This is a genomic window from Trebonia kvetii, assembly GCF_007827045.1.
GTDB classification, from domain to species: domain Bacteria; phylum Actinomycetota; class Actinomycetes; order Streptosporangiales; family Streptosporangiaceae; genus Trebonia; species Trebonia kvetii.
On sequence record NZ_RPFW01000004.1, the window covers coordinates 850249 to 862721 of the forward strand.

6 protein-coding genes and 2 rRNA genes are annotated in these 12473 nt (G+C 66.3%); 6 read left to right on the forward strand and 2 right to left on the reverse strand.

The genetic code is table 11. The annotated features are described in order from the left end of the window. The first annotated feature begins 111 nt into the window (after positions 1–111). On the forward strand, positions 112–483 hold the full coding sequence (locus tag EAS64_RS23845) for an FKBP-type peptidyl-prolyl cis-trans isomerase (RefSeq protein ID WP_145856190.1): 372 nt from the start codon (positions 112–114) through the stop codon (positions 481–483). A 148-nt stretch (positions 484–631) separates the two neighbouring features. On the opposite strand, the gene EAS64_RS23850 is transcribed toward EAS64_RS23845, so the two are convergent. Then, positions 632–1948 (reverse strand): WD40/YVTN/BNR-like repeat-containing protein, encoded by a 1317-nt coding sequence (locus EAS64_RS23850; protein WP_145856192.1) that lies wholly within the window; start codon positions 1946–1948, stop codon positions 632–634. Between the two features lie 165 nt (positions 1949–2113). On the opposite strand from EAS64_RS23850, the gene EAS64_RS23855 reads away from it, so the two are divergent. Beyond that, a complete protein-coding gene (locus tag EAS64_RS23855) occupies positions 2114–3547 on the forward strand; it encodes an MFS transporter (protein ID WP_145856194.1) in 1434 nt (477 codons plus the stop codon). Between the two features lie 53 nt (positions 3548–3600). Next, positions 3601–4455: a MerR family transcriptional regulator gene (locus tag EAS64_RS23860; RefSeq protein WP_145856197.1), complete on the forward strand. Its 855-nt coding sequence runs from the start codon at positions 3601–3603 to the stop codon at positions 4453–4455. A gap of 73 nt (positions 4456–4528) precedes the next feature. Here the strand turns inward: EAS64_RS23860 and EAS64_RS23865 are convergent, their stop codons facing one another. Next, a complete protein-coding gene (locus tag EAS64_RS23865) occupies positions 4529–5497 on the reverse strand; it encodes a 2-dehydropantoate 2-reductase (RefSeq protein ID WP_145856199.1) in 969 nt (322 codons plus the stop codon). A 44-nt stretch (positions 5498–5541) separates the two neighbouring features. Between EAS64_RS23865 and EAS64_RS23870 the strand changes: the two genes are divergently transcribed. The 3 genes from EAS64_RS23870 (at position 5542) to EAS64_RS23880 (ending at position 12472) form a co-directional block, all read left to right on the forward strand. Beyond that, positions 5542–6996 carry an NAD(P)/FAD-dependent oxidoreductase gene (locus EAS64_RS23870; RefSeq protein WP_145856201.1) on the forward strand — a complete coding sequence of 485 codons (1455 nt, stop codon included), beginning with the start codon at positions 5542–5544 and terminating at the stop codon, positions 6994–6996. A 606-nt stretch (positions 6997–7602) separates the two neighbouring features. Further along, positions 7603–9105 (forward strand): 16S ribosomal RNA (locus tag EAS64_RS23875). 300 nt (positions 9106–9405) lie between these two features. After that, positions 9406–12472, forward strand: a 23S ribosomal RNA gene (locus EAS64_RS23880). Together the 16S and 23S rRNA genes form the textbook arrangement of a ribosomal RNA operon. Position 12473: the final 1 nt, after the last annotated feature.

The following is a 12473-nucleotide window of genomic DNA, read 5'->3' on the forward strand; positions in this document are numbered from 1 at the left end:
CGGACGATCCTCCCATGCCCGGCAGCGGCCGCAGGCCCTAGCCTAGGCGCGGAATACCGAATCCATTCCGAATCAAGGGTTTGATCTGCCGTGATCGGTAAGGTCAGGAACATGGACATCACGAAGCCGGAAGTGGACTATCCCGAGGGCACACCGCCCAAGGCCCTTGAGATCACCGACGTCTGGGAGGGCGAAGGCAAGACCGCCGGAGCCGGGGACACCGTCGAGGTGCATTACGTCGGTGTCGCCTACTCCACGGGCGAGGAGTTCGACGCGAGCTGGAACCGGGGCGAGCCGCTGCGCTTCCGCCTCGGCGTCGGGCAGGTCATCCAGGGCTGGGATCAGGGCGTGCAGGGCATGAAGGTGGGCGGGCGCCGCAAGCTGGTCATTCCGCCCGACCTCGGCTACGGCAACCGCGGCGCGGGCAGCACCATCAAGCCGGGCGAGACCCTGATCTTCGTCTGCGACCTCGTCTCCGCCTAGCCGGATAACAGCAATAGGCGCGCGGGGCGCGCAACTCGCGAAACGCGGCCCCCGCGAAATGCGAGCCACCGGGAAGCGCGGGTTACCTGCGAGAGGCAGGCGGCCCGCGCTTCGGACGGTGCAGGGCGCCGCCGCGGCCGGCGGTCGCTTACCGGACGGTGACCGGCCGCCAGGTCCGCCCGGCGTCGCGGGTGATCCACAGCGAGCCGCAGGTGACGATGACGTAGCCGGCGTCGTTGGTGAACAGGTCGGCCTCGATCGCGTCACCGCCGCCGACGTTGTCCGACTTGTCGATGGCGCCCGGCCAGGTCCAGGTCCGTCCGCCGTCGCGGGACAACGCCACCCCGTTGTAGATCCCGGCCACCAGCAGGGTGCCGGCGCCGGTCCGCTCGACCGTGCCCGCGCCGTCGTACATGCCGAGCGTGGCGATCTTCGTCCAGTGCCGTCCGGCGTCCGCCGAGGCATACAGATGCGTCGCCGCCGGGTGCGCGCCCAGCATCGCGCACGACAGCACCAGGCGGTTCGCCGTCGTCGCCGATACCGGGTTCGCGCCGCGGCCACAGGGGATCGAGCGGCTGGTCCAGCGCGCGGAGCCGTTCGCGGGACCGGACAGCAGCGTGTCGCGTTTCGCGTGGGACCCATCGCCGGTCGCGCTCACGACGAGGAAGGCCATGCCTTCCCGCGCGACGACGGACGGGATGCCCTGACCGGCAGCCCCGGGGACCTGCCGCCACGCGTCGCGGGCGGCCGGACTTGTCCGCACGGCGAAGGACGGGGCGGCGCAGTCGGCGTCGTATGCGTCGCAGCTCTCAAGCACTGCGACCACGCGGCCGTCCGTCGCCGCCATGCTCTGCACGGCCCAGTCCTTGGTGCCGATCCTGTGCCAGGAGGCGCCGCCATCGTGCGTCGCCCACAGTCCAGGCCCGTAGGCCCAGCCGTTCCGCGCGTCGGCGAACAGCAACGAGGTCACACCGTTGGCAGGGACGCGCCCCGGGCCGCTGGGCGCGATTCCGCCCCACGGCGCGGGCGGCGCGGTCAGCGACGTCCAGCGCAGCCCGCCGTCGGTCGTCTTCCGCAGCCTGAGCGTGGAGGTGGCGTCCGCCCAGCACTCCTTCAACGTGATGCCGAGCAGGTAGCCGTCGTCCGCCGAGACGAACGAGGCGCCGACCGGCCCGATCTGCCCGGGAGCGCACCGCTGCCCGGTGCCCGAGCTCGCCGCGGGACCCGGCGTGGCAGGACCCGCCGGCCCGGCCGGGGAGACAGTCGAGACCGGGGTAGCGGTCGCGGTCGAGACCGGGGTCGCAGTCGCGACCGTGGTCGTGCTCGCGGCACGGGCCGCCGGCGCGGCGCCGGGACCTGACCCGCAGCCGGTCATGAGCAGGAGAGCCGCCGAGGCGGCCAAGCCGGCGAGCAGACCGCGCCGGGGAAGCGAAGCAGACAGGGAAGCACCCTCATTAGTCCTCATGCCGCGTAGACGCCTCGGCAGCGGATTCGGTTATGCCCTCCGCGGGAGAGTCGCCGTGCGCCGTACCGGGTCACCTGGCACCCGTTGTGGAGGAAAAAAGACAGTTGCCACCGGATGCCCGCACTGGCTTGACCCTCCTGTAACGGGAGGCCGGAGGCTCAAGTCATGACCGACTTGAGCACCGCAAGCCGCACCGAGACAGGCAAGCCGCGGACCGTCAGCTGGGCGCCGCTCGCCGTCATCTTGTGCGGGACCTTCGTCTACGTACTCGACTTCTTCGTCGTCAACGTCGCGCTGCCGAGCATTCAGCGCGGCCTGTCCGCGAGCCCGGCCGCCATCGAATGGGTGGTCGCCGGGTACGGGCTCACGAGCGCCGCGTTCCTGGTCACCGGGGGACGGCTCGGCGACCACTACGGCCGCAGAAGGGCGTTCTGCATCGGGCTCGCGGCCTTCACCCTCACCTCGGCGCTGTGCGCCGCCGCGCCAGACGCGGGGTTCCTTGTCGCGGCCAGGCTGGCCCAGGGCATCGGGGCCGGCATCATGGCGCCGAACGTGCTGTCTATTCTCGGCACCACCTATGCCGGCCCTGACCGGGTGCGGGCGATCAGCGCCTACGGCATCGTGATGGGCATCGCCGCCGCCGGCGGGCAGCTGCTCGGCGGCGTGCTGATCGACGCGAACCTGGCCGGCCTCGGCTGGCGGGTGATCTTCTGGGTGAACGTCCCGGTTGGCATCGCCGCGATCGCCGCCGCGCGCAAGTGGGTACCCGAGTCCCGCTCGGGTACACCGGGCAAGCTCGACCTGCGGGGCGCCGCCCTCTTCGCCGCGGCGCTTATCGCGATCGTGCTGCCGCTGCTCGACGGCCGCGCCCACGGCTGGCCGGCCTGGTCCCTAGCCAGCCTCGCCGCGGGACCGGTGGTGCTCGTCGCCTTCGCCGCCTGGCTGCGCCACGAAAAGCGGCGCGGCGGCCAGCCGCTGCTCGACCCGTCGATCTTCGCGGTCCGCGCCTTCCGCACCGGGCTCACCTGCCAGCTGCTGTTCTGGTGCCAGCAGGCGGCCTGCTACCTGCTGCTCGCGCTGTACCTGCAGGAGGGCCGCGGGCTCAGCCCGATCAAGTCCGGCGGAGTGTTCGCCGTGCTCGCCGCCGGGTACCTGGCTACCTCGTTCCGCGCTCCCGCGCTCACCGTCAAGTACGGCCGCCGCCTGCTGTTCGCCGGCGCGCTCGTCGCCGCGCTCGGCAACGTGGCGCTGCTGCTCGCCGTGGCCGACGCAGGCAGCACCGGGGCCGTCGCCGCCCTGTTCCCGGGCTTGTTCCTGCTCGGCGCGGGCCAGGGGCTGTGCATCACGCCGCTCACCTCGACCGTGCTGTCGCACGCCGACGCGAGCACGGCAGGCTCGGTCTCCGGTGCGATGTCCACCGCGCAGCAAGTCGGCAACGCCATCGGCGTCGCCATCTCCGGTGTCATTTTCTACGGGCTGCTCGGCGCCGGCCACGGCTACGCGGTGGCCTACGGGTGGAGCATCGCGCAGATGGCCGTGCTGCTCGCCGGGGTGGCCGCGCTCACCTTCATCATCCCGAAGACCGCCAGCCGCTCCTGACCGGTCAACCACTCGTGACCCGTCAACCATTCGTGAAAGGCGATACTTCCGTCATGGCAACCACGCTGCTGACCATCGGCGAGTTCTCCCGGATGACGCACCTGAGCGTCAAGGCGCTGCGGCACTACCACGACGTGGGCGTCCTGGCGCCGGCCGCGATCGACCCGAGCTCCGGTTACCGCTCCTATGACACCGGGCAGGTGGCCTCGGCCCAGGTGATCAGGCGGCTGCGCGATCTCGGCATGCCGCTCGACTCGATCGCGGCCGTGCTTTCCGCACCCGACGTGGCGCAGCGGAACCGGGAGATCGCGGCGCACCTGGAGCGGATGGAACGGCAGCTCGAGGAGACGCAGGCCGCGGTCAGCAGCCTGCGGGCGCTGCTGAGCGGCGTCGCGCCGCGGCCGATGATCCAGTTCCGCACGATCCCCGCGGTGACCGCCCTGGCCATCGCGGAGGTGGTGCGCGGCGCGGAGGTGGTGGCGTGGGGGGCTGGTGTGTTCGCAGAGCTCGAGGCGGCACTCGCCGCCACCGGGCTTGAGCCTGCCGGGCCGTTCGGCGCGCTGTTTCCCGGCGAGTTCTTCGAGATCACCGAGAGCGAGGTCACGGTGTTCGCGCCGGTCGTCGCGGCAGCGCCCGGACAGCAAGGACAGCCAGGACTGCAGGGGCGGCACGTCAGCGGCCGCGTGCACCTGCGCGAAGTGGGGGGTATCGAGGCCGCGGTGGCCATGCACCCGGGTCCGGCGAGCGAGACCGACCGCACCTACGGCGCGATCGGCACGGTCGTGGCCGAGCGCGCGATCGGCGTCGACGGCCCGATCCGCGAGTACTACCCGGACGGGTTCGACCCGGCGGGCGATTACCGCACCGAGATCTGCTGGCCGGTCTTCCTCACCGGCTTGCCCGGCTGAGCCGGCACCGCCCGGCCCATCCAGGCGGATCCCGTGGCGTGCCGGCGGAAAACGAGCGCCCGCGAGCGGATCGCTAGCGGGCGCTCATCCATACCCGGGTCAGCCCGTGGATCGCGTCCACGAACGGCGTGGGCACCCCGGTCAGCGCCCCGAGTTCACGCACCGCGCCGGTCAGCGCGTCCAGCTCGAGCGGCCTGCCCGCCCGCGCGTCCTGCAGCATGGACGGCACGAAGTCGCCGAGCCTGCGGGTGACCGCGTGCCGGTCCTGCGGCGTCTGCGCGATCGGGCAGCCGATCCGCGCCCCGATCTCCCGCGCCTCGAGCATCGCCGCGGAGATCAGCCCGCGCACCAGGTCATCGTCGAGCGCGGGCCCGGTCGAGGCGCCGGTCAGCGCGCAGATCGGGTTGAGCGTGAGGTTGCCCCACAGCTTGTACCAGACGTCGTCCCTGATCCGCTCCGACACGGTCACGTCGAGGCCCGCCGCGCGCAGCACTCCCGCCAGGGCGGCAAGCCGGGCGGTGGACGACCCGTCGAGCTCGCCGATGATCAGGCCGTTCCCGCTGCGCAGTGACACCTCGCCCGGTGCGGGCGACGACGCGGACAGGTGCACGGTCCCGCCGATCACCCGCGCCGCCGGAAGCACGGACGCCATGGCGCCGCCGGGGTCGACGCTGTCCAGGTGGCAGCCGAAGGCCGGCCCGCCGAACCCGTCGAGGAACCACCAGGGCACCCCGTTCAGCGTGGAAAGCACCGCGGTCGACTCGCCGAGCAGCGGCGCGGCCGACGCGGCCACCCCGGGCATGGACTGCGCCTTGACCGCGACGATCACGAAGTCCTGCGGGCCGAGTTCCGCGGCGTCGTCCGATGCGGCCACCCGTGCGGTGAGTGTTCCGTCCGCCGACGTGACGCGCAGGCCGCGCTTCCTGACGGCCGCAAGCGTCGCGCCGCGGGCGAGCACCGACACCTCGGCGTCGCCCGCGGCGTCGATTCTGGCCGCGATGACTCCGCCGATCGCGCCGGCACCGATCACACAGATGCGCATGCCCCATGTCTATCGGGTGCGCCACGATGTGCGAAAGTCGACCCATGATCACCCAAAAGGCCCCCGCCACCGCGGTAGACCCGGCCATCGCGCGGTCGCTCGCGCACGCCGTGCCGCGCTCCTTCTGGCTGGACCAGCCCGACGCGCCCGAGCCGCTCCCCGCCCTGGCGGGCAGCGTCACGGCGGACCTTGCGGTCATCGGCGGCGGGTTCACCGGCCTGTGGACCGCGCTGCTCGCCCGTGAGCGCTTCCCCGACCTCGACGTCGTGCTGCTCGAGGCGAAGACGGTCGCCTGGGCCGCGTCGGGCCGCAACGGCGGATTCTGCTCGGCGAGCCTCACCCACGGCATCGGCAACGGTCTTGAGCGCTTCGGTGATGAGATGCCGCTGCTTGAGAAGCTCGGCGAGCAGAACCTCCGCGAGATCGGCGAGACGATCGCCGCCCGCGGCATCGACTGTGACTTCTCGCCGACCGGGGAGGTGGCGTTCGGCACCGCCGACTGGCAGGTCGAGGGACTCGACGAGGAGGCGGTGGCCGCCAGGCAACTCGGCCACGACGTCGAGGTGCTCGACGGGCCGGCGGCGCGCCGCGAGCTCAACTCGCCGCTCTGGAAGGGCGGACTGAAGTTCACGACGGGCAACGCCCTGGTGGAGCCGGGCAGGCTCGCCTGGGGGCTGCGCCGCGCCTGCCTGGACGCGGGGGTGCGCATCTTCGAGCACACCCCGGTGACGTCGCTTACCCCAGAGTCGTCGGGTGGCCCATCCGGTGACAGAGCGATGATGCTGCGCACCCCCTATGGCGGCGTTCGTGCCGGCATGGTCGCGCTCGCCGCGGGCGTGCCGGGTGGCAAGCTGTTGCGCAGGATCGGCGCCTACGTGATCCCGGTCTGGGACTACGTGCTGATGACGGAGCCGCTGTCGGCGGAGCAGCTGGACAGTCTCGGCTGGCGGGACAGGCGCGGCGCGGCCGACCTTGGCAACCAGTTCCACTACTTCCGGCTGACCCGCGATAACCGCGTGCTGTGGGGCGGCTACGACGCCGTCTACTACAACGGCGGCCGCGTCCGGTCGGAACACGAGACGCGCCCGGAAACCTTCGTCGTGCTCGCGGCCCAGTTCTTCGACACCTTCCCGCAGCTCGCGGGGGTGTCCTTCAGCCACGCCTGGGGCGGCGTGATCGACACCTGCAGCCGGTTCTGCGCGTTCTTCGGCACCGCGCACGGCGGCCGGGTCGCCTACGTGGCCGGGTATACCGGGCTCGGCGTCGGTGCCACCAGGTTCGGCGCCCAGGTCCTGCTCGACAAGTTGCACAATCTTGATACCGAACGGGTTCGGCTTACACTGGCCAGGTCCAAGCCGGTGCCCTTCCCCCCGGAGCCGCTGCGGTCCGGCGTGATCCAGGCCACCCGCTCGTCGATCGCGCGGGCGGACAGGAACGAGGGCAAGCGCGACGCGTGGCTGCGCCTGCTTGACCGTCTCGGTCTCGGTTTCGACTCGTGACATCTTGTGATGTCGCGTGACACGTTGTAGTATCTTGCTCCTGACCTGCTCGTTCAGCGGGCAGGAGCAACCGTCGCGTGCCGGGCGTTCGCTGAGGTTTGAACGAACCCGGGACCGGGGATACCAAGTTTTCAGGAACGATTTGACGAGGGTGACTGGGACCCGTAAGGTTCTTCTTGCCCCGAGGGGGAGGGAACGCCGCAAGGCGGGCCCGGACCCGGGGAGCCACCCGCTAGCAAGCCTCAGCGGAGCCGCGTGTGCGTGTCACACCACTCCAAACAGGCGGTATGCTGATGGCTCGGGAAATCCTGAAATGCCAAATCAGGGCAAAAGGTTCGAATAAGTCGAACCTGGAGCGGATTTGACAAGCGGGAAATACAGGGTAAATTTAAAGAGTCGCCGCGAGCGAAGAACGAAAGTTCGGAAAACGCAGAGCGTCTGTTTCTTGAGAACTCAACAGCGTGCTAAAAGCCAGTGCATGATATATGTACAAACCCCCGTCGGGGCTGGTCTTTGTGACTGGTTCCACGGATATTAGCCATGATTTGCTCATGGTTGGGTTTCTGTTTTCCGGTTGGGCCTTCGGGTCTGGCTGGTGTCAGTCATTCAACGGAGAGTTTGATTCTGGCTCAGGACGAACGCTGGCGGCGTGCTTAACACATGCAAGTCGAACGAGGTGCTTGCACCTAGTGGCGAACGGGTGAGTAACACGTGAGCAACCTGCCCTTGGCTCTGGGATAGCCTCCGGAAACGGGGATTAATACCGGACATGACTCCTCACTGCATGGTGGGGGGTGGAAAGTTTTTCGGCCAGGGAGGGGCTCGCGGCCTATCAGCTTGTTGGAGGGGTAACGGCCCACCAAGGCGACGACGGGTAGCCGGCCTGAGAGGGCGACCGGCCACACTGGGACTGAGACACGGCCCAGACTCCTACGGGAGGCAGCAGTGGGGAATATTGCACAATGGGGGAAACCCTGATGCAGCGACGCCGCGTGCGGGATGAAGGCCTTCGGGTTGTAAACCGCTTTCAGCAGGGGCGAATTCAGACGGTACCTGCAGAAGAAGCGCCGGCTAACTACGTGCCAGCAGCCGCGGTAATACGTAGGGCGCAAGCGTTGTCCGGAATTATTGGGCGTAAAGAGCTCGTAGGCGGCCTGTTGCGTCCGCTGTGAAATCCCGGGGCTTAACCCCGGGCCTGCAGTGGATACGGGCAGGCTGGAGGCAGGCAGGGGAGAACGGAATTCCCGGTGTAGCGGTGAAATGCGCAGATATCGGGAGGAACACCGGTGGCGAAGGCGGTTCTCTGGGCCTGTTCTGACGCTGAGGAGCGAAAGCGTGGGGAGCAAACAGGATTAGATACCCTGGTAGTCCACGCCGTAAACGTTGGGCGCTAGGTGTGGGTCCCTTCCACGGGGTCTGTGCCGCAGCTAACGCATTAAGCGCCCCGCCTGGGGAGTACGGCCGCAAGGCTAAAACTCAAAGAAATTGACGGGGGCCCGCACAAGCGGCGGAGCATGTTGCTTAATTCGACGCAACGCGAAGAACCTTACCAAGGTTTGACATGGCCGGAAAACTCATGGAGACATGGGGTCCTTCGGGGCCGGTCACAGGTGGTGCATGGCTGTCGTCAGCTCGTGTCGTGAGATGTTGGGTTAAGTCCCGCAACGAGCGCAACCCTCGTCCAATGTTGCCAGCGGGTAATGCCGGGGACTCATTGGAGACTGCCGGGGTCAACTCGGAGGAAGGTGGGGATGACGTCAAGTCATCATGCCCCTTATGTCTTGGGCTGCAAACATGCTACAATGGCCGGTACAGAGGGCTGCGAACCTGCGAAGGTAAGCGAATCCCGGAAAGCCGGTCTCAGTTCGGATCGGGGTCTGCAACTCGGCCCCGTGAAGCCGGAGTCGCTAGTAATCGCGGATCAGCAACGCCGCGGTGAATACGTTCCCGGGCCTTGTACACACCGCCCGTCACGTCACGAAAGTTGGCAACACCCGAAGCCGGCGGCCTAACCCGTAAGGGAGGGAGCTGTCGAAGGTGGGGTCGGCGATTGGGACGAAGTCGTAACAAGGTAGCCGTACCGGAAGGTGCGGCTGGATCACCTCCTTTCTAAGGAGCACCGGCGCTCTTACGTAGCGAATGCCTGCGTGAGCGTCCATGCTTTCTAGTGGAGCACTGGTTATTCGGTTTCTCCTGGGTATCGATTTCATCTACCCGGGGGTCTCCGAGCACGCTGTTGGGTCCTGAGGAAGCAGCCGCTTCGCTTAGGGCGCTGACTCGAACGGCCTGGGTCGGAACGATGCGGATGCATCGTGACGGCCCTTGTTCCGTCCGTATCTTGAGAACTGCACAGTGAACGCGAGCATCTAATCTTCTGGCGTACCTATTTATAGGTACGTGCGCAAAAGTAGCCAAGTTTTTAAGAGCATACGGTGGATGTCTTGGCACCAGGAGCCGATGAAGGACGTTGGAGCCTGCGATAAGCCTCGAGGAGCCGGCAACCGGGCTGTGATTCGAGGATTTCCGAATGGGGAAACCCGGCACCCGTCATGGGGTGTCGCCTGCGCCTGAATGCATAGGGCGTGTGGTGGTAACGCGGGGAAGTGAAACATCTCAGTACCCGCAGGAAGAGAAAGCAACAGCGATTCCGTGAGTAGTGGTGAGCGAAAGCGGATGAGGCTAAACCTGTTACGTGTGATAGCCGGCGGGCGTTGCGTGATGGGGGTTGTGGGAGCACTTGGCCGTCTCTGCCGGGGCGGCGAGGAGTTACAAAGTCTTGTGGTAGCGGAACAGTCTGGAAAGTCTGGCCGTAGCGGGTGACAGTCCCGTACGCGAAACTGCAGGGCCTCCTTAGTGATTTCCCGAGTAGCACGGGGCCCGTGAAATCCCGTGTGAATCTGGCAAGACCACTTGCTAAGCCTAAATACTCCCTGGTGACCGATAGTGAACTAGTACCGTGAGGGAAAGATGAAAAGCACTCCGGTGAGGAGTCGTGAAATAGTGCCTGAAACCGTGTGCTTACAAGCCGTGGGAGCCTTTCGGGGTGACTGCGTGCCTTTTGAAGAATGAGCCTGCGAGTTACGGTGCGTGGCGAGGTTAACCCGTGTGGGGTAGCCGTAGCGAAAGCGAGTCTGAACAGGGCGTTCAGTCGCGTGCTGTAGACCCGAAGCGGGGTGATCTACGCATGGGCAGGGTGAAGCGCGGGTAAGACCGCGTGGAGGCCCGAACCCACCAGGGTTGAAAACCTGGGGGATGACCTGTGTGTAGGGGTGAAAGGCCAATCAAACTCCGTGATAGCTGGTTCTCTCCGAAATGCATTTAGGTGCAGCGTCGCGTGTTCCTTCCCGGAGGTAGAGCTACCGGTTGGACTAGGGGGCCCACAAGCTTACTGAATTCAGCCGAACTCCGAATGCCGGTGAAGCCAGAGCGCGGCAGTGAGACTGCGGGCGATAAGGTTCGTGGTCGAGAGGGAAACAACCCAGATCGCCGGCTAAGGCCCCCAAGCGCGTGCTAAGTGGGAAAGGATGTGGAGTTGCAGTGACAACCAGGAGGTTGGCTTAGAAGCAGCCACCCTTGAAAGAGTGCGTAATAGCTCACTGGTCAAGTGATTCCGCGCCGACAATGTAACGGGGCTCAAGCACGCCGCCGAAGCCGCGGCAGTCCGTCGTATGACGGGCTGGGTAGGAGAGCGTCATGCAGCGCGTGAAGCAGCAGAGTGATCTAGCTGTGGAGGCTGCATGAGTGAGAATGCAGGCATGAGTAGCGAAAGGCGAGTGAGAAGCTCGCCCGCCGATTGACCAAGGGTTCCTGGGGCAGGCTAATCCGCCCAGGGTAAGTCGGGACCTAAGGCGAGGCCGACAGGCGTAGTCGATGGACAACGGGTTGATATTCCCGTACCCGTGCACGGCCGTCCGTGCTGAAACGGGTGATGCTAAGCTCTCGGGTGAGGCCTTCGGGCGGATCCTGGTTGCGAACCGATCCTGCGGTAGGCAAGCTGGTGGAGAGACGCAAGAGGGTAGCTGTACCGGGCGGTGGTTGTCCCGGGGTAAGGGCGTAGGGCGAGTCGCAGGCAAATCCGCGGCTCATGAGCCTGAGACCTGATGCCGAGCCGCAAGGCGAAGTCAGTGATCCCATGCTGCCGAGAAAATCTTCGCAGCGAGGACGTGCGCGGCCCGTACCCTAAACCGACGCAGGTGGTCAGGCAGAGAATGCCGAGGCGATCGGGTGAACCGTGGTTAAGGAACTAGGCAAATTGCCCCCGTAACTTAGGGATAAGGGGGACCCCAGCCGGTGACGGGACTTGCTCCCCGAGCTAGGTGGGGTCGCAGAGGCCAGGGGGAAGCGACTGTTTACTAAAAACACAGGTCCGTGCCAAGCCGCAAGGCGATGTATACGGACTGACGCCTGCCCGGTGCCGGAACGTTAAGGGGACGGGTCAGCCAGCAATGGCGAAGCTCAGAACTTAAGCGCCGGTAAACGGCGGTGGTAACTATAACCATCCTAAGGTAGCGAAATTCCTTGTCGGGTAAGTTCCGACCTGCACGAATGGCGTAACGACTTCCCCGCTGTCTCAACCGCGGGCCCGGCGAAATTGCACTACGAGTAAAGATGCTCGTTACGCGCAGCAGGACGGAAAGACCCCGGGACCTTTACTGCAGCTTGGCATTGGCGCTTGGGACGGCTTGTGTAGGATAGGCGGGAGACTGGGAAGCGCGGACGCTAGTCCGTGTGGAGTCACTGGTGAAATACCGCTCTGGTCGTTTTGAGTGTCTAACCTGGGCCCGTGATCCGGGTCAGGGACAGTGCCTGGCGGGTAGTTTAACTGGGGCGGTTGCCTCCCAAAAGGTAACGGAGGCGCCCAAAGGTACCCTCAGCCCGGTCGGCAACCGGGTGCCGAGTGCAAGTGCACAAGGGTGCTTGACTGTGAGACAGACATGTCGAGCAGGAGCGAAAGCTGGGACTAGTGATCCGGCGGTGGCATGTGGAAGCGCCGTCGCTCAACGGACAAAAGGTACCCCGGGGATAACAGGCTGATCTTGCCCAAGAGTCCATATCGACGGCATGGTTTGGCACCTCGATGTCGGCTCGTCGCATCCTGGGGCTGGAGCAGGTCCCAAGGGTTAGGCTGTTCGCCTATTAAAGCGGTACGCGAGCTGGGTTTAGAACGTCGTGAGACAGTTCGGTCCCTATCCGCTGCGCGCGCAGGAGACTTGAGAAGGGCTGTCCCTAGTACGAGAGGACCGGGACGGACTGACCTCTGGTGTGCCAGTTGTCCCGCCAGGGGCACGGCTGGTTAGCTACGTCGGGAAGGGATAACCGCTGAAAGCATCTAAGCGGGAAGCTCGCTTCAAGATGAGGTCTCCCACCACCTTGAGTGGGTAAGGCCCCCAGCCAGACGACTGGGTTGATAGGCCGGAAGTGCAAGCACCGCAAGGTGCTCAGCTGACCGGTACTAACAGGCCGAGGGCTTGGCTCTT